The organism is Bacillus sp. GbtcB10 (assembly GCF_019091365.1).
GTDB lineage: Bacteria > Bacillota > Bacilli > Bacillales > Bacillaceae > Bacillus > Bacillus altitudinis.
Window position 1 is genome coordinate 55,634 of the sequence record NZ_JAGXJP010000004.1, and the last position, 17,347, is coordinate 72,980.

The 17,347-nt window shown below is 40.7% G+C and carries 16 protein-coding genes; 8 read left to right on the top strand and 8 right to left on the bottom strand.

Annotated elements, in window-relative coordinates; all coding sequences use genetic code 11:
* Positions 1-166 precede the first annotated feature (166 nt).
* Positions 167-592 (top strand): hypothetical protein, encoded by a 426-nt coding sequence (locus KVT11_RS15245; protein WP_116307527.1) that lies wholly within the window; start codon positions 167-169, stop codon positions 590-592.
* Between the two features lie 45 nt (positions 593-637).
* Here KVT11_RS15245 and KVT11_RS15250 read toward each other — a convergent pair whose 3' ends face one another.
* From KVT11_RS15250 to KVT11_RS15260, 3 genes are all read right to left on the bottom strand, one after another.
* The gene (locus KVT11_RS15250; RefSeq protein WP_041506691.1) at positions 638-988 is read right to left on the bottom strand and encodes a DUF4064 domain-containing protein; all 351 of its coding nucleotides are present in this window, start codon (positions 986-988) and stop codon (positions 638-640) included.
* A 138-nt stretch (positions 989-1,126) separates the two neighbouring features.
* Positions 1,127-1,594 (bottom strand): hypothetical protein, encoded by a 468-nt coding sequence (locus tag KVT11_RS15255; RefSeq protein ID WP_017366718.1) that lies wholly within the window; start codon positions 1,592-1,594, stop codon positions 1,127-1,129.
* Positions 1,595-1,915: 321 nt separating this feature from the next.
* Positions 1,916-2,590 (bottom strand): hypothetical protein, encoded by a 675-nt coding sequence (locus KVT11_RS15260; protein ID WP_116307530.1) that lies wholly within the window; start codon positions 2,588-2,590, stop codon positions 1,916-1,918.
* A 210-nt stretch (positions 2,591-2,800) separates the two neighbouring features.
* Between KVT11_RS15260 and KVT11_RS15265 the strand changes: the two genes are divergently transcribed.
* Together KVT11_RS15265 and KVT11_RS15270 are read left to right on the top strand one after the other, a co-directional pair.
* The gene (locus tag KVT11_RS15265) at positions 2,801-3,169 is read left to right on the top strand and encodes an RlpA-like double-psi beta-barrel domain-containing protein (protein WP_003213878.1); all 369 of its coding nucleotides are present in this window, start codon (positions 2,801-2,803) and stop codon (positions 3,167-3,169) included.
* Between the two features lie 73 nt (positions 3,170-3,242).
* Positions 3,243-4,292: a hypothetical protein gene (locus KVT11_RS15270; RefSeq protein ID WP_017359848.1), complete on the top strand. Its 1,050-nt coding sequence runs from the start codon at positions 3,243-3,245 to the stop codon at positions 4,290-4,292.
* 218 nt (positions 4,293-4,510) lie between these two features.
* Here the strand turns inward: KVT11_RS15270 and KVT11_RS15275 are convergent, their stop codons facing one another.
* The 3 genes from KVT11_RS15275 to gabP form a co-directional block, all read right to left on the bottom strand.
* Positions 4,511-4,885: a carboxymuconolactone decarboxylase family protein gene (locus KVT11_RS15275; protein ID WP_046342826.1), complete on the bottom strand. Its 375-nt coding sequence runs from the start codon at positions 4,883-4,885 to the stop codon at positions 4,511-4,513.
* A 267-nt stretch (positions 4,886-5,152) separates the two neighbouring features.
* A complete protein-coding gene (locus tag KVT11_RS15280) occupies positions 5,153-6,682 on the bottom strand; it encodes a multicopper oxidase family protein (RefSeq protein ID WP_025206837.1) in 1,530 nt (509 codons plus the stop codon).
* 97 nt (positions 6,683-6,779) lie between these two features.
* Positions 6,780-8,168, bottom strand: coding sequence for a GABA permease (gene gabP, locus KVT11_RS15285; protein ID WP_024719380.1), 1,389 nt, complete (start codon positions 8,166-8,168; stop codon positions 6,780-6,782).
* 482 nt (positions 8,169-8,650) lie between these two features.
* Here gabP and KVT11_RS15290 point away from each other — a divergent pair, with 482 nt between their 5' ends.
* The 5 genes from KVT11_RS15290 (at position 8,651) to guaA (ending at position 15,740) form a co-directional block, all read left to right on the top strand.
* The gene (locus KVT11_RS15290; protein WP_008344349.1) at positions 8,651-9,550 is read left to right on the top strand and encodes a cation diffusion facilitator family transporter; all 900 of its coding nucleotides are present in this window, start codon (positions 8,651-8,653) and stop codon (positions 9,548-9,550) included.
* Between the two features lie 102 nt (positions 9,551-9,652).
* Positions 9,653-10,615 carry an AAA family ATPase gene (locus tag KVT11_RS15295; protein WP_017366721.1) on the top strand — a complete coding sequence of 321 codons (963 nt, stop codon included), beginning with the start codon at positions 9,653-9,655 and terminating at the stop codon, positions 10,613-10,615.
* On the top strand, positions 10,612-11,802 hold the full coding sequence (locus tag KVT11_RS15300; RefSeq protein WP_210552312.1) for a DUF58 domain-containing protein: 1,191 nt from the start codon (positions 10,612-10,614) through the stop codon (positions 11,800-11,802). The genes KVT11_RS15295 and KVT11_RS15300 overlap by 4 nt, the downstream gene beginning before the upstream one ends.
* A gap of 11 nt (positions 11,803-11,813) precedes the next feature.
* Entirely contained in the window at positions 11,814-14,012 is a 2,199-nt protein-coding gene (locus KVT11_RS15305) for a transglutaminase TgpA family protein (RefSeq protein ID WP_217609065.1), read from the top strand.
* 186 nt (positions 14,013-14,198) lie between these two features.
* The gene (gene guaA, locus KVT11_RS15310; protein WP_017359841.1) at positions 14,199-15,740 is read left to right on the top strand and encodes a glutamine-hydrolyzing GMP synthase; all 1,542 of its coding nucleotides are present in this window, start codon (positions 14,199-14,201) and stop codon (positions 15,738-15,740) included.
* Positions 15,741-15,829: 89 nt separating this feature from the next.
* Here guaA and KVT11_RS15315 read toward each other — a convergent pair whose 3' ends face one another.
* Positions 15,830-16,522: a hypothetical protein gene (locus KVT11_RS15315; RefSeq protein WP_046342833.1), complete on the bottom strand. Its 693-nt coding sequence runs from the start codon at positions 16,520-16,522 to the stop codon at positions 15,830-15,832.
* Positions 16,523-16,853: 331 nt separating this feature from the next.
* Entirely contained in the window at positions 16,854-17,339 is a 486-nt protein-coding gene (locus KVT11_RS15320; RefSeq protein ID WP_041093237.1) for a YbaK/EbsC family protein, read from the bottom strand.
* Positions 17,340-17,347 lie beyond the last annotated feature (8 nt).

The following is a 17,347-nucleotide window of genomic DNA, read 5'->3' on the forward strand; positions in this document are numbered from 1 at the left end:
AGATAGATTGAAATAAAGTGCAATGGTTTTTTTATGCCAATTGAGATTGAATCATATCATTAGGTTCTTTTTTTTGTTTAAAATTACATAAAAAATCCACTATTTCCATAAAAAATTAGCTGAATTCCTTATAATAAAAGTATCTGAGAACGGGGAGTGAGTCGAGATGGACCAATACGTACTGCAAATGGATCAAGACAGATCAGAGAATGAATTCGCGGTTCTTAATATATCTTCTAAAGAGATTGGTGCTCTATCAAAGGGAGTAGCGGAGCAGATTTTACAAACGGGAGATACGGACCGTATTCATCAGCTGATGTACGTTCCGATTGAAAAGAAAGAAGATTTGAATTGGCTGATCCAATGTGTTGGGGAGGCGCTAAAGAATGAAGTTGGTGATGACGTTGCACTAGAAGTAGCTGATTTGCTCTATTTCTTTGTCATTCCGTATTATGGGAAGTATATGTTGAAAGATCGTCATTTGTATGAGGATATCGATCATTTGCTGGTACGATTAGCATCTAGAGCTCACTCGGATATTGACACGCTGATTGATATCATAAGAGAAGATTTAAATGAAAATATACAATAAAAGAAGCTTGTAGAGTGGCTCTCTACAAGCTTTTTTATATCAACTTTATTCAGCTGGAACTGTTTTTACAGGCTCTTTTCTAAACACACCCATGCATCCTGCGATGAGGATTAATACAGCTGGAAGGATAAAGAACATAGAAATAGAAATAATACCACCAATAGCAGATACTAATAATAAAATCCCGCCAAGCTTTGCTTTTTTCTTCACGATAACAGATGCCACAATCGCAAGAATAGAGAAAAGCATCGCTGCCCAGCCTAATCCTGTGATTTGACTCGTACCTGATTCACTAAATGCGGCATCGAGTCCTCCAAAGGCAATGGCAAACATTGCACCGAAAAATCCAAAAATTCCTCCAATTAAGCCTAAAACAAATTCCGTTGTTCTTTTCATGATACTTTCCTCCGATATGTAAATAAGAATTATTGGTACTTAAGAACCAACACAATCTTACTCATCGGCATTCTTTTCACAATGTTAATAGTTTTGTTAAAAAAAACAAGAAAATCCATAAAGAATTTTCTTGTCCAATTACTGGGCTCTCTCCCAGGTAATCTTTGTTTCATTTGTTGTTTTCTTTCCTTTTGCCAGTACTTTTCCGTTTTCCTGTTTCACGGTAATGTTTAGGTCATAAAAGGAGTAGAGGGCGCCGAGGCTGTCATTTTCCGGTTTATGCAGGTTGTTTTCCTTTTCAGTGGATGCACCAATAGCTAGTGTTTTGGCAAAGTTCAAACCAATGACTTCAGCGTAATCACTATTGGTCTCAGATGAAGCCGTCACGTTTAAGGAAATGACTTTTTTCTTTTGATCAACGGTGATCGCTGTGTCTTTTACGAGCTTAGACTGCTCCATGACCTCTTTCGTTTCATTTTGAATGCGTTCATTAATCGTTGGAAGTGCCGTAGATTCTGTTTTTTCTTCTTTTGCCGTATTTGAGCAAGCTGCTAGGATAGAGAAGGTTGCAACAAGACTCATGAAAACAAGTAGACTTTTTCTCACGTTCTTTCTCCTTTGTTCTTCAAAGTATGTATGCTTATGTTACCACGAATTGATGTTTTGATTAAAAGAGAAGTGTTGATAAGCTGTGAACAATCAAAAGCACCCAAAGTTGGGTGCTCCAGCGTGTAGACAAACCCTCGCATTCGGTGTCAGGCCTGCGCGCCGGTGCTCACGAATGTCAAATTCGCTCCGCGCCGGTGCTCGCCCTTCCTAGACTGCAAAGGTTTTCTTGCACGCTGAAAAGAAGACAAAGAGCTAAAATAAAATCATTTTAGCTCTTTGTCAGCAATTTTGAAGCACCCAAAGTTGGGTGCTCGTGTTTTATTGTGCTGAAAGGGTTGTACTAAGTGGGATAGACGAAATGACCGTGAATTTTGGAGCCGGAGCACCAGATTCTAGATTTTTGCGTAAAAGAGATGATTTGACGGTGCCGTCCCATTTTTTATAGACACTTCCAGATGTATTTGCACGGAGCTGTACATTAGAGAAACTTGCTTGCGAGTAGCTGTTTGTTCCATTATCTTGTACGCCGTGTACCATTTTGACGACATCGAGGTCTTTCAGACGACTAGGGTTGAAAACAGGCTGTTTATAACGCAGTTTCCCGTTGACGTATAGTGACACTGTGCCATCACCATTGTTGATGAGCTTTAAGTTGACACGATCGCCATCCTTTATGCTCTTATCATATTCACTGTTCCAATATTGACTGCCGCCTTGCGAGCCGCTGCCAAGAAAGACCTTATAGCCGGAAGATGTTTTTGAAATCCCGCTTTCAACAACGGCAGAACCGAGACCAAGATACCAGTCAGCATAGCCATTTTTAATGGTGGCTGTTTTTGGCAGCACAATATCAGCCGAGATACCTGACCATTTGGCTTCATCCGTTTGTGTCACGATGGCGCCGTGACGAGGACCAGCCGCAGAGGCAGGAATACTTGAAAGCATCAAAACGAAGATCAAACTTACACTCAAAACGATGAACCACTTTTTCATGAAAATTCCTCCTTATCTTTGATTCATTTCTATTATATAAAACAAAAGGGAGGGATCTACTGACAATGTTCTGGCTGTTTTTGGTGAAATTTATGAACAAAATCGGTCATTAAGTGGTCAACTTGTATTCGAATTGTAATGTGACTGTAAAATAACTGGGTGCATCTTCATGTATAATAGGGTCAGAAACCAAATACGGAGGATTTTTTAATGAATAAAAAGCTTATCGCGACAATCGTAACAGTAGCTAGTTTATTTTTAGCGTTTAGTTTCTCACATGGAGCAAGTGCAAAAAAAGTAAGCGGCAATATTACATGGTATAATGGTGTCGGTAAAAAAGGCGCAGATGGAAAAAAACTCGGTCATTGGGATGCAGCAACAAAAATGGGATTTGATGTACCGAAAAAAGGTACAAAACTAAGAGTGACAACAAAAGCGAAACCACATAAAGTGATTACAGTATATAAATATGATGTAGGTAGAATGCCAAACGCAGTATTAGACGTAAGTCCGAAAGCATTCAAAGCACTTGGGTATAAAACAAGTAAAGGTGTCGTCAAAGGGCATTACACTTATTAATACATAGGCATGCAAAGAAGCGGGAAAAGTTCATTTTCTGGCTTCTTTTCTTGTGGAGAGGGTCTGAAAGTCAATGAAAAAATCAACATGGTGGATCATCACAGTAATTGGAGTCGCAGTGATTGCGGCCGTCATCTTCTTCATGATGAAGCCGGGGCAAGAGGCAAAACATGCAGGAAAAGTGAAAACAAATCAAGATGCAAAAGACGAATTGCTTGTTTCATTTACGGATCAAAAGTTAAACAATACTTATTACTTGCATGACAAGGCGCTTCATACAGAGAAACTGACAGCATATCCTTCAATTGCTTATGATCAGGCGAAACAGCTTTTATACTACACGTATACAGATGAAGACACACAAAAAGTAAGTATACGGGAATTGAATGTGAAAACGGATAAAGAAAAAACGCTCTTTACGAGTGACGATTCAATCGACAGTATGAGACTTTCTGGTGACGGAAAACAGTTATATCTAAGGTATAACAAGGATTCAGGTGAGCAATTTTATGTAGCGTCTTTTGATTTGAAAACACAGAAAGTGAAAGTGTTATATCCAGAAAAAAGTGATGATGATACGGTGAGTTCTTTTGCTTATGATCCAGCATCAAATCTGTTGGCCATTCAGCATTATTCGTTAAAAGAGGATTATAAAAAGACGGATGAGGCAAATGAAAAAGGAATGGATCCTGAACCAACGACCATGAAGATTACCCTACAAACAGGTGAGAAGGGTAAGCGAATTGCACGTATTTCTCAAACCATCAATGATATTTCTTTTTCACCAGATCATAAAAAACTCATTTATACAGAAGTGAAGGTTCGAAATGAAAAAGAAGTATCATCTATTAAGGTGATGGATGTAGATACAGGAAAAACGAAGACACTCGTTAAAAACAGCCAAGATGTGCGTATTTTAAGTGCTGCCCAGCCGCAATTTTCTGCGGATGGTACATCTGTTTATTTCTTAGGTGTTGCAAAGAACGCAAAGGAATTAAAGGATGACACAGGACGAAAGGCGAAGGTCAGAACCATTTTTGAATATGATATTAAGAAGAAAACAGTAGAAACCGCTTGGGAGAAAGAAGGCGGGATTGTTAACAATTTCACTGTCAATCGGTAAAAGGTGCGCGTTCAGTTATTTCATATAACTGGACGTTTTTTTATTTTGTCATGGGATGTGTTGGTGAAAAATGCGGATTTGTGAAATGAACATCACTTTTTAAGCAAGGAAATGAGTGGTATTTTGATATTTTGCTACTGTGACAGAATCAGCGTAAGAGAGTAAAGTAAGTGGAAATAAAAAAACGAGAGGACAGAAGACTTCTCGTTTTCTCTTATTTATTTATTGTTTTCATCTAGTAAGTTTTGAAAAATAAACAAGGCATTAATGGAATGAGGGAATCCTGCAACCTTTGTACAGTGCTTAATGATCTCCATAATCTCTATAACAGAGAGCCCGATATGTAATGCTTGTACAAAATGAGCTTTTAACTCTTCATCACAATCACCTTTTGCAATGAGAGCGGATAATGTGCTGATGGCCTTCTGTTTTTCATCTAATATGAAGTGATTGAATTCTTTTTGTTCACCGAGTTCAATTGTTAGTTGTTCAATGTTTGATCGAATGCTCTCGTTTTCATGAATTGAAAGCTTCTCCCTATTACCTGCCACTATTTCTTGCTTGACCTGGCAAGTCTCTTTTTCTTCATTCAAATTGAACTCCTCCGTTTTTTATGACGATTTTCTATTTGTTCGTGCTTGGTTTCTTAAGTGCCTTTTGATAGAGGTAATGGGTATATAGTAGTATTATCGGTTTACTTCGTCAACTTTTTAAGTGTGTAATGTTCAAATAAATGCCATTCATGCGATACATTGTTCGTTTTTTCTCATGGAGATTGAAAAGAAAATAGAGGGCTAATATATAGAAGCTGTTAGCCCTTTTTATATTACGCAATTAAGAGAGAGGAGGTTTCATATTTACTAAATGATATCCATCGGCCGCATCATGTCATAATCCTCGTGTTCTAAAATGTGACAATGCCACACATATCGTCCGCTATATGGGACAAACCGAGCGATGATGCGAATGACTTCACCGGCATGCGCCTGAATTGTATCCTTGTAGCCTTGTTCATGCAAAGGAGGCGCCTCATTTGGTCCTGTGTACACGATTTCACCTGTTGATTGATAGATGTCTGTATCGAATGGTCTTCTATCAATCACTCGAAATTGAACAAGATGTAAATGAATAGGGTGTGTACCCCTTGTTGGATTGACGATGTTCCACACCTCTACACTGCCAAGTCGAGGATTTTCTGTGACAGGATCATTCCAAAACTGGTTATCTAGTAATAAAATCGGGCGCCCATATTTATCTTGTGTGCCAGTAAGGGTCAGCGTTCGCTCGTTATCAGCTCGGCTCGGCCGGAGTGGTGGAAGTGGTTTGAAGATCGGACGTAATGTTTTAGCTGCTCTTCCTTTGAGCGGTCGAGTGACTTTAAATTGCATAATGTTCGCATCTGTTTCTGGATTGACTTCCTGACCGCAGCCTGCCGTATTTTTTAAAACAATCGTTTGGTTTTCGTAAGCTGAGAAGTCGATGATGACATCAAAACGTTCAGCAGGTGCAATGCTAAAAGATTGGTGATGAACAGGTCTTGGCAAAAAGCCGCCATCAGATCCAATTTGTAAGATTGTGGCGTCGTTATCTAGATGAAGCTCGTAAGTTCTTGTATTGGACGCGTTTAAGATACGAAAACGATATTTTCGCGGCTCTACTTCTAAATACGGCCATACTTTTCCATTGACTAAAATCGTTTCCCCGCAAAAAAATGGCACGATGGAGGGATCTGGAAGGTCACTATCTTCTGGTGTGTTATTTGGTCTACTTGGATAAAACAGTGCGCCATCCTCCTGGAATGTCCGATCCATGATCATTAAAGGGATATCATATTCATCTTTCGGTAATTCGAGTGATTTTTCAAACGCATCTGAGATCAAATAAAAGCCAGCTAATCCGGCGTATACATTTAATCGTGTTAATGCCATGGCATGATCGTGATACCACAATGTGCATGCTTGCTGGTGATTAGGGTATTCGTAAACCTCTCGTTCAAAGAAGGGACCGGTCGCTTCAAAGTCTCGCGAAAACCAAGCCTCCGGATAACCGTCACTGCTTGCAGGTGTCACGCCCCCATGCAGGTGAACGACTGTTTTGACTTCGGGTTCATCATGATGTCCAGCGTGAATGGTATGATCGACAGGCAGGAAGTGTTTCAGCGGCAATTTGTTCATCCATTTCACTTTGACCTTTTCATTTCGATTCGCTTTAATGGTTGGACCCGGCAAACTGCCATTATAGGTCCATAGCTTGGTTGGGGGCAGATCTCTATGAACTTTTAGGAACACCTCCTCCATAGCGATTTCATAATACGTTTGTCTTGGGTTTTTTTTGACGGGCTCTGCGACTTCTGGAATTGGCAGCTCGTCAACAAACTTTTCTAGGTTCATGTTGACTAATCCTCACTTAAAATCAATTTGATACATTATAAGTGCGGACATCCAAATAGGTGAATAAAATAAAAAAACCCGCTTTTCAGCGGGAGAATTAAGGGTGTTTATTTTCAAGCGCTGCACTTGCAGGCACTTTTTTATTCGGTTTAAAGATGAAGTAGGCGGCTAGTACACCGATGGTAATGATGCTTGTCAGTATGAGCTGAGGTCTCATCGATTCGATAAACAGCATAGAGGCCAAGATGGCGCAGATGACCAAAATGGTAAAGTACGTAAGGTATGGGAACAGCCACATTTTGATTTTGAGTTGCTCTGGATTTTCTTTTTCAATTTTACGACGCATTCTTAATTGTGAAACGGCAATGACCAAGTAGACAAGAAGTGCAATGGCACCAGAGGCATTGACTAGAAATAGAAAGATGGTTTCAGGGTAAAAGTAGTTCATCATGACGGCAATATAGGAAAAGAAGGTACCTGCGACTGTCGCTGCTACAGGGACACCGCGTTTGCTGATTTTCATAAAACGTTTTGGTGCTTCGCCTCTTTCAGCTAATGAATAAAGCATTCTGGACGTTGTGTATAGGCCGGAGTTTAAACAAGAAAGAACGGCTGTTAAAACAATGACGTTCATGACTTGAGCGGCTGATGGGACACCGATGTATTCTAATACTGCAACGAACGGGCTTGTTAAAATATTCGCTGAATTCCATGGGAGTAAAGTGACAACGACGGCGATCGACCCGACGTAGAACACAATAATACGCCATACAACTGAACGGGTAGCTGTTGTCACAGATTTGACAGGGTCTGCTGATTCACCTGCGGCAATTGCCACAATCTCGGTTCCCATGAAGGAAAAAATGACAACGACAATCCCGAGGAGCACAGAGCCGAACCCGTTTGGAAGGAAACCGCCATTCCCCGTTAAATTGGCAAGACCTGCAGTATGATGACCGCCAAAACCAAAGATAAATGCAAAACCAATGAGTAGGAATAGAATAATGCTGACGACTTTAATCAATGAAAACCAATATTCAAATTCGCCAAAAGATTTAACAGAAAAGATATTTGTCAAAGTTAAGAGGATTGTGAGGATAAGACTTGTGAGCCAAACAGGTGCATCTCCATACCAATATTGAATAATGGCAGCACCGGCAATGGCTTCGATGGCGATGACGATGACCCAGAAGAACCAGTAAAGCCAGCCGATTGTAAACCCGGCCCACGGGCCGATGGCGTCGCTCGCATATTGTGAGAAAGAGCCGCTTGTCGGATAGGCACATGCCATTTCTCCAAGCATTCTCATAATAAAGATGACCAGAAGTCCGGCAAATGAATAGGAAAGAATCGATCCAGGCCCTGCAGAATGAATGACAGCACCACTACCAACAAATAGCCCTGCCCCAATGACCCCGGCAATGGAGATCATTGAAATATGTCTTGTCTTAAGGTTTTTTTGAAGACCGTTTGTCATGTTGGACATTTCTTTACCTCCAAACATTTCTCTTTTATTCAAGAGTTTGTTTTTAGAATATTTTAAATTTTATCATACTGAATTGTCATTCAGCATTGGACAGGTTATCAAACTGACATTTCAAACCTCTTAACATGATGTTAAAAAGTATAAAGGATTTGAGAGATTATGTTCCCTCATTTTCCTCTGCCCATTCTTAAAAATAGCATAAGAAGGAAGAAAGAAAAGTTGTGTTTTGAAATAAAACTATTCTGACAATTAGATAGTAGAGTGATTTTGTTCTTTTTCATTTTTCGGGGTGGTTTTGAAAAACGTTGATGGGAGTAGGTCTTGAGGTCAATTGACCTTATAAAAATAAGTTTGCTTAGGTCAACACATTTCTATGTCTCCTATTTTGCTGATTCAAGCGAATCATGTTGCTGTAGACCCACACGGGCTTGGCTTTGTAAGATAAATATAGAAAAGTAATGTGTGAGGAGGCGCTGTTCGGTATGGAGCGCTACAACGAATTAAGACAAGGTGAAACAGGTGCTTGGGTCAGCATTATAGCCTATGTGATCTTATCTGCTGTCAAACTGATCATTGGGTATGTGTTTCATTCAGAAGCCCTTTCCGCAGATGGCTTGAATAATACGACAGATATCATTGCTTCGCTGGCCGTATTAATTGGGCTGCGTATTTCTCAGAAGCCACCTGATGAGGATCATCCATACGGTCATTTTAGAGCTGAAAATATTGCGTCACTTGTGGCTTCCTTTATTATGATGCTTGTCGGGCTTCAGGTTTTGCTGAGTGCAGGCCAGTCGCTTTTCTCATCAGAGCATCAAACGCCTGATATGATTGCAGCTTGGACGGCAGCAGGAAGTGCGGTTGTGATGTATGGCGTGTATATGTATAACCGTAAACTGTCTAAACGAATTAATAGCCAGGCGCTATATGCGGCAGCGGCTGATAATAAATCAGATGCTTATGTGAGTATCGGGACGTTTGTCGGAATTATCGCCTCTCAATTTCAGCTGGCGTGGGTTGATACGCTTGCTGCGTTTGTGATTGGCTTAATTATCTGTAAAACGGCGTGGGAGATTTTCAGAGATGCGTCTCATTCGTTAACGGACGGTTTTCATATAAAAGATATGTCTAAATATAAAGAGACGATTGAAGCGACACCAGGAGTGGGCGATTTGAAAGACATTAAAGCTCGTTATCTTGGAAGCACCGTCCATGTGGATGTGGTCGTTGAAGTAGAACCGCATTTAAACATCGCAGAAAGCCATGATATTGCAGATGAAATTGAACGCAGAATGAAGCAGGAACATGATATTCTACACTCTCATGTTCATATGGAACCAGCAAGTGAGCCTAAAGAGGAGCAGAAGTCTTTTCCGTCGTGAGAAGGCTTCTTTTTTCTACGTGTTGATGTTTCATGCAAATGCGTGTTGTATGGTAAAGTTAGACTATATGAAAATTGACGGAAACGTGATAGGAGGATCAGGATGGCATTTGATGAACCAATGCATTCAGATTTACAAAAAATCGTAGATAACATCAATAAAGTGATGGTAGGGAAAAAAGATATTGCGATATTAAGCCTTGTTGCGATTTTGGCGAAGGGGCATGTGCTATTAGAGGATGTGCCTGGCGTTGGGAAGACCATGATGGTTCGTGCTCTGGCAAAATCCATTGGGTGTGAGTTTAAGCGAATTCAATTTACGCCTGACCTTTTGCCTTCAGATGTAACAGGTGTGTCGATTTATAATAAAAAGACAAACGAGTTTGAATTTAGACAAGGACCGATTATGGGGCAGATTATTTTGGCTGATGAAATCAACCGAACCTCTCCTAAAACACAATCAGCCCTTCTTGAAGCGATGGAAGAAGGCAGTGTCACAGTGGACGGAGAAACGATGCCGCTGGCAGATCCTTTCTTTGTGATGGCTACGCAAAATCCAGTGGAGTATGAGGGAACCTATCCACTTCCAGAAGCGCAAATGGACCGCTTCTTATTTAAGCTACAGATGGGGTATCCAACCATGCTGGAGGAGCTTGAGGTGCTGAATTTGCAGGAGAAGCAATCGCCAATTGACACGCTTCAGGCAGTCATGACAAAAGATCATATCCATGCTTTGCAGCAAGCGGTTCAGACCGTACATGTGGATGCGTCGATTAAAGAATATATTGTCGAAATCGCCCAAGCGACGAGAAATCATCCGTCTGTCTATTTAGGCGTGAGCCCAAGGGGTTCAATTGCATTGATGAAAGCGGCTCAGGCGTATGCGCTGTTGAACAGGCGGGATTATGTGATTCCTGATGATGTACAGTATTTGGCGCCTTACACATTGCCGCATCGCATGATTTTGACATCAGAAGCAACGTATGAAGGGAAGAAGGCGGAGACACTGCTACGACAGATGATTGAGCATATTGGCGTACCAGTTCAAAAGTCGATGACTCAATGAAGTCACGTGACCGTTTCGCTTTTTCACTATGGTTACGGGTGTTTATGCTCTTTCTCCTCACGGCAGCAGCCTTTTGCTATGCCATGTTTCAGGGCGGCTTTGTGAGCTGGTTCCTTTTTTATGCATTTTCACCATATGCTTTGTATGCTTTGCTGTTTGCCCTTGTTCCACTTCGTGCAACAGCCAAAAGGACATTACAGCATACCCGGTTAAAGGCAGGGGAAGTGCTGTCTGTTGACCTTGAAATCAAGCGGACGAATTTATTTCCGTACGTGTACGCCATACTTGAGGATGAACCGCCGGATACCTTCCATTTACAGGAACAGATTGAAATGAAGCGAATGATCTTTCCTTGGTTTCGGAAAACGTGGCGATTTTCATATCAATTCAATGACATCGTGCGGGGAGAGCATCAATTGACGGCGGTTAGAATTAAAACGGGTGATATGTTTGGGTTTGTTGAAAAAGAAGTGATTCTTCCACTAGAGAAAACATTGCTTGTGTATCCGAAAATATTGGATATTCCGGTTGAATCTGCTGCATCGGTGAATGAAAATGGAGGCAAAGCATTGCACTCTTGGTTAAATGAACCGACAAATGTGACGACAGGTGTGCGTGAATACCAGCAAGGAGACCGTTTCGCTTGGGTGGACTGGAAGACAACAGCTAGAAGAGGTCAGCTTATGACGAAGGAGTTTGAACAGAATCAGACAAAGGATCTGGTGGTGTTTGCTGATTTTACAGATGAAGCCGCTTTTGAAACGATTGTATCTATGGCCGCATCGGTTCTGCAAACGGCTGTGAAAAAAGGGGTGCCGGTAGGCCTTGTCCCGCTTGGGGATCAGCACATATTTCGAGTGGATCAAGGAGAGTGGCATTTACAGGACATGCTCTACTATTTAACAAAGGTGCAGTATCAGCCTTCTCGTGCACCTGATTATCAATCATTAACAGCGAGTGAGCACCAGCAGACAGGAAAGTATGTGGTGACAGGTCATCTGCAAGAAGAGCTTGCTGCCATTTTACTTGGGAATCGAAACAGAAAGAACATCACTGTTCTTTTAGTGAAGAGAGCCGTTGATCGATTGACGGCAAAAGAAAAACAGCTTGTGGACCGGCTTAAAGCTTCTGGGATACACACGACCCTTTTATTTGAGGACCGGCTGCACGAAAGAACTGTGAGGTGACAAACATTTATATGCATCAGCGGCAAAGCCGTTTTGAGTTGTTCATCTATTATGCTGTCGCATTTCTGCTGCTTTGGGAGTGGCTTCGTCCGCTTCAAGATTTTACAGAGACGAGTCATACGTCTTATTTCATCATTTTTATAGGGCTTACGTGTTTGTTTACGTTCTTTCGATTGAAGTGGTATGTGACGTTTCCTATTTGTGCTGGATTGATCTTGCTCGCATTATACTTGATTTTTTATCAATCAGAGCCAAGTTATCTGCCTGCGCTGTTTGCTGATATTCAAGATAATATTTCTTTGATGAGCATGGGCATGTGGAGTGACATGTATCCGTCTTTCCGCACATTGTTGTTTTATATTTTGCTTTGGCTACTTGTTTATTTGCTTCATTATTGGGTTGTGTATCAGCAGCGTATCTTTTTCTTTTTACTGATGACGATTGTATATGTCACGATTCTTGATACGTTTACACCTTATGATGCGACTTTTGCGATCGTTCGAATTATGGTATTTGGCTTTTGTTTGCTTGGCCTGCTCTATTTCGACCGGCTTCGTTCGGCTGAAGGTGTGCGGGTGTCACAGAAAGCGCGTCTCAATTGGTTCTTACCCATGCTGGCGCTTGTTCTTGTATCAGCATCACTCGGTGCGTCTTTGCCAAAATCTGATCCGAAATGGCCTGACCCTGTCCCGTTTTTTAAAGCGGTCACGAATCAAGATGGTTCTGCCGGGCAGAATAAGGTGGGATATAGTACGGATGATTCGTCGCTTGGGGGACCATTTAGTGAGGACCTTACACCGGTATTTAAATGGAGCGGAAAAGAGCCGTCTTATTTTCGTGTAGAAACAAAAAGTATTTACACGGGGAAAGGCTGGGAGGATGCTTCAAATGATACGAAACCTACTCGGTTAAAAGGGAATGAGGTGCCGAACCGGTGGTTTACCAATCGCGTGAAAACAGAGGAGCATGAAACGAGAGTCGATATGGAATCAAATTATCGATTTAATCATGCTGTTTATCCGATTGGTACGGTTATGATGACGCCGATGGAAAACATTCCACTGCAAATGATGGGCAAAACGGAGAAAATTGTCCCGTCCACTCAAAACCCGCCCAAAAATTTAGGGAACTATCGAGTCAGCTTCTTATCACCTACATTTATCCTAGAGGACTTACAGCGGATCAAAGTACCGACCAAGCAGCAAGTGAACCAGCAGGTCGGACGTGAATACTTGCAGCTCCCATCCTCGCTGCCAGAGCGTGTGAAAACATTGGCGAACAGCTTAACGGAAACGAAGGATAATATGTATGATAAAGCAAAAGCGATTGAGGATTATTTAGGATCTGCGAAGTTTTCATATGAAACCCAAAATGTCGCTGTGCCTGGGCGTAACGAAGACTATGTGGATCAGTTCTTATTTGACACAATGATTGGCTATTGTGATAACTTTTCAACCTCGATGATTGTCATGCTTCGCTCGATTGGAATTCCGGCGAGATGGGTGAAAGGGTACACGTCAGGTCAGTTATATGAAACACAGATGGATGGAAACAATGTGTATGAAGTGACCAATAACAATGCCCATTCATGGGTAGAGGTGTATTTTCCAAACCGTGGCTGGGTGACTTTTGAACCGACAAAAGGGTTCACGAACCCAGAGACATTTACGAATGAAACAACGGCTAACAACGACCAAACAGATGATCAACAGGATGAAAAAGATCAGCCCGCATCTGATCAACAAGAAAACGAGCAGACACAACAGCCGCAGCAACAAGAACCAGAACAGGCGGCAAAACAAGAGGAACAAGCAGCTAAAGCAAAGCCAAGTATGATTCATGTTGGTTCAATCTTGGGCTACGCAGCAGGTGCGATTGTCTTTCTTGGAATTATAGGCTGGATGCTTTACCGGTTCAGAGCAAGATGGCTGCCAATCTTTATTGTGAGAAAGGTAAAACGTCTGCCAGATGAGGAAGCTTTTTTCTACGCATATGCTGCTCTATTAAAACAGCTAAGGCGCAGAGGGATCGATAAAAAGCCAGGCATGACGCTAAGAGAATTTGCTTCTTTGATCGATGACAAGGAAGGGAATCATCACATGTCTGAACTAACGCAGTTCTATGAGCGGGCGCTCTACAGGCGAGAAGATGCCTCGGCGCTTTGGCGGCAGTCGGTGAAGTTATGGGAAAATTTAATAAACAGGAGATAGTCTTGACCCCGTACCTTCCTGTTGTTAGAATAGGTGAATATTAAAACCTTCTAAAATACATGAAATTGAAGCGTTCGGATGTGAGTCTGGGCGCTTCAAAAGCGTGATTCACACTGAGAGCAGGTTTTCTCCTCTCATTTTTTCTGTGCGTTTATAAAAAACTATATTGGACATAGAGGTGACACCATGACAAATTTAGTAAATGAAATGATTTTGGTTCTCGATTTCGGCAGTCAGTACAATCAGCTGATCACTCGCCGTATTCGTGAATTTGGTGTGTACAGTGAGCTTCATCCGCACACTTTAACTGCTGAAGAAATTAAAGAAATGGCCCCTAAAGGAATCATCCTTTCTGGTGGACCAAACAGTGTTTATGATGAAGGATCTTTCCGCTGTGACGAAAAGATTTTTGATCTAGGCATTCCGGTTCTAGGCATTTGCTACGGCATGCAGCTGATGACTCACTATTTAGGTGGGAAAGTAGAAGCGGCAAGCCAGCGTGAATATGGAAAAGCAGACATTCATATTAACGGAACACCTGCTCTATTCAAAGACCTTCCAACGGATCAAGTCGTTTGGATGAGCCATGGTGACCTTGTCGTTGAAGTACCAGAAGGCTTTACAGTTGATGCAACAAGTGCACATTGTCCAAACTCAGCGATGAGCTTAGCTGAGAAGAATTTCTATGGCGTTCAGTTCCACCCAGAGGTACGTCACTCTGAGTACGGAAATGATCTATTGAAGAACTTTGTCTTCGGCGTATGTGAGTGCGATGGCAAATGGTCAATGGAGAACTTCATTGAAATCGAAATGCAGAAAATCCGTGAAACAGTAGGCGACAAACAAGTATTGTGCGCACTAAGCGGCGGTGTAGATTCATCTGTTGTGGCGGTATTGATCCACAAAGCCATCGGCGATCAGCTGACATGTATTTTCGTTGACCACGGTCTTCTTCGCAAAGGCGAAGCAGAAGGGGTAATGAAAACATTTAGCGAAGGTTTCAACATGAACGTGATTAAAGTAGATGCGAAAGATCGCTTCTTAAACAAGCTAAAAGGTGTGTCTGATCCTGAGCAAAAACGTAAAATCATCGGTAACGAATTCATCTATGTATTCGATGACGAGGCGGACAAGCTAAAAGGAATCGACTACTTAGCACAAGGAACGCTTTACACTGACATCATTGAGAGTGGTACAGCAACGGCACAAACAATCAAATCTCACCACAACGTTGGCGGTCTTCCAGAAGACATGCAGTTTGAATTGATTGAGCCACTTAATACGCTATTCAAGGATGAAGTCCGTGCTCTAGGGTCAGAGCTAGGTATTCCAGACGACATCGTATGGAGACAGCCATTCCCAGGTCCAGGACTAGGAATCCGTGTACTAGGTGAAATTTCTGAAGAAAAACTAGAAATCGTCCGTGAATCGGATGCGATTCTACGCGAAGAAATTGCCAACTTCGGCCTTGAGCGCGACATCTGGCAATACTTCACGGTTCTCCCAGACATCCGCAGCGTAGGTGTCATGGGTGACGCAAGAACATACGATTACACAATCGGTATCCGTGCTGTTACGTCTATTGATGGTATGACGAGTGACTGGGCAAGAATCCCTTGGGATGTACTTGAGAAGATCTCGACTCGTATCGTGAATGAAGTGAAGCATATTAACCGCGTGGTGTATGATATTACGAGTAAACCGCCTGCTACGATTGAGTGGGAGTAATAAAAAGAAGCTTAGAATTCTTGATTTAAAAGGGTTCTAAGCTCTTTTTTGTTATTGTTGCAAACAATTTGCAAACAAAAGCTATTAGTTTATGTATTTTTATCGATTTTATTATTTTGTTTTCTGAGCTCTTTTCTTTTATCGTGAGTTAGTTTTGTAGTAATTAAAATCAAAAGACTAAGAACAATTGTAAATGTACCAAAAGCAATCATTAAAATTTGGTAATCATCAGTTGACGAAATTGGCAAACTGAATTTTTTAGCATCTAATAAAGTAAGGATAAGAAACATATATGCGGAAACTGTTACTCCTAAGATGTATAGATATTTAAAACGGATTGAACGATACCTAAGATATTTTTCATCTTCATTGATATTCTTATTTTCATCTAAAATAATCGTTTGATTTAAAGATTCTTTTGTATCGATTAATTCATTCGCTAAAGTCTGCTTCTTTTCAACCGGAATAAAATTTGTTTCAAATAATTCAGTGACTAAATCGTTATAAGTTTCCTCTACAGTATTAATATCTTTTAAAAGAATATTGTTTCTTTTCGCTAATGAAGATAGTAATGCACTGACAACTTGAGGGTTCGGTATTTTACCTTCAGAAATAGACATTATTAGCATTTTTGACACTTTAAAGTTAACTTCTTTTACTGAATTATAGTAATCTTTTTTGCTAATTTTATTCGAAATAGCAGTAGTTATAAAAAAAACTATAACACCACTTACAATACCACCAGCAATACCTACAAACCATGGGTTACTTATAAAATCCATATTATAAAAATCTCCTTATCAATTTATAAATATAATTAATTATATCAATAAAATTCAAAAAAATGGATGTTTTTTAAAAATAAAGAGAGCCATTCAGCTCTCTTTTAAATTTCGTTTCTCAAATTAGAGAAGAACGATTTGCAAACAACAGTTATAAATTCATGTTCCATGAAGTATATTTAAATGATTTAAAAGCTTTTAAGACGGAAAATTAACTTTAAATGAATTTGCAAAATCATCGAGTGGGAGTAGTTATAATAGAGCTAGAAACCTTTGTGTATCAAGGGTTTCTAGCTCTTTTTTATGTTTGATTGCACTTTTTTCTTCCGTTTTATTGTGTGAATTCATCATTCCATCCCTTACACACATCAATCCATTGTGTATAACCAGAGTGTTTTTCTAATTGTTTGATTGTGAGTTCAATAGCACTGTTACTGCTCCCGCAGGCTGGATAGACTGTCTCAAAACGTTTGAGTGACATATCTAAATAAACAGAAACGCCATTCTTTATAGCAAAAGGACATACTCCGCCAATTTCATGACCGACCAAGTCAACGACCTCATGAGGAGGCAGCATTTTCGCTTTTGTTTTAAAATATTCTTTGAATTTTTTGTTATCAACTTTTGCATCACCAGAGGTCACAACTAAAATAGCTTGTCCATTTACTAGAAAGGAGAGTGTTTTTGCGATTCTTTCAGGTTCGCAGCCCAATGCAGAAGCAGCCAAGTCTACGGTTGCGCTAGATATTGAAAATTCCTGAATTCGAGTATCCATTTCATATTGTTTAAAATAATCTTTTACTTTCTTGATTGACATGATGATGT

What these genes read in the sequence shown, in the direction of transcription:
- KVT11_RS15245 (WP_116307527.1), top strand. Translation starts at nt 167, where the DNA reads ATGGACCAATACGTACTGCAAATGGATCAAGACAGATCAGAGAATGAA.
- KVT11_RS15250 (WP_041506691.1), bottom strand. Translation starts at nt 988, where the DNA reads ATGAAAAGAACAACGGAATTTGTTTTAGGCTTAATTGGAGGAATTTTT.
- KVT11_RS15260 (WP_116307530.1), bottom strand. Translation starts at nt 2,590, where the DNA reads ATGAAAAAGTGGTTCATCGTTTTGAGTGTAAGTTTGATCTTCGTTTTG.
- KVT11_RS15265 (WP_003213878.1), top strand. Translation starts at nt 2,801, where the DNA reads ATGAATAAAAAGCTTATCGCGACAATCGTAACAGTAGCTAGTTTATTT.
- KVT11_RS15270 (WP_017359848.1), top strand. Translation starts at nt 3,243, where the DNA reads ATGAAAAAATCAACATGGTGGATCATCACAGTAATTGGAGTCGCAGTG.
- KVT11_RS15280 (WP_025206837.1), bottom strand. Translation starts at nt 6,682, where the DNA reads ATGAACCTAGAAAAGTTTGTTGACGAGCTGCCAATTCCAGAAGTCGCA.
- gabP (WP_024719380.1), bottom strand. Translation starts at nt 8,168, where the DNA reads ATGTCCAACATGACAAACGGTCTTCAAAAAAACCTTAAGACAAGACAT.
- KVT11_RS15290 (WP_008344349.1), top strand. Translation starts at nt 8,651, where the DNA reads ATGGAGCGCTACAACGAATTAAGACAAGGTGAAACAGGTGCTTGGGTC.
- KVT11_RS15295 (WP_017366721.1), top strand. Translation starts at nt 9,653, where the DNA reads ATGGCATTTGATGAACCAATGCATTCAGATTTACAAAAAATCGTAGAT.
- KVT11_RS15300 (WP_210552312.1), top strand. Translation starts at nt 10,612, where the DNA reads ATGAAGTCACGTGACCGTTTCGCTTTTTCACTATGGTTACGGGTGTTT.
- KVT11_RS15305 (WP_217609065.1), top strand. Translation starts at nt 11,814, where the DNA reads ATGCATCAGCGGCAAAGCCGTTTTGAGTTGTTCATCTATTATGCTGTC.
- guaA (WP_017359841.1), top strand. Translation starts at nt 14,199, where the DNA reads ATGACAAATTTAGTAAATGAAATGATTTTGGTTCTCGATTTCGGCAGT.
- KVT11_RS15315 (WP_046342833.1), bottom strand. Translation starts at nt 16,522, where the DNA reads ATGGATTTTATAAGTAACCCATGGTTTGTAGGTATTGCTGGTGGTATT.
- KVT11_RS15320 (WP_041093237.1), bottom strand. Translation starts at nt 17,339, where the DNA reads ATGTCAATCAAGAAAGTAAAAGATTATTTTAAACAATATGAAATGGAT.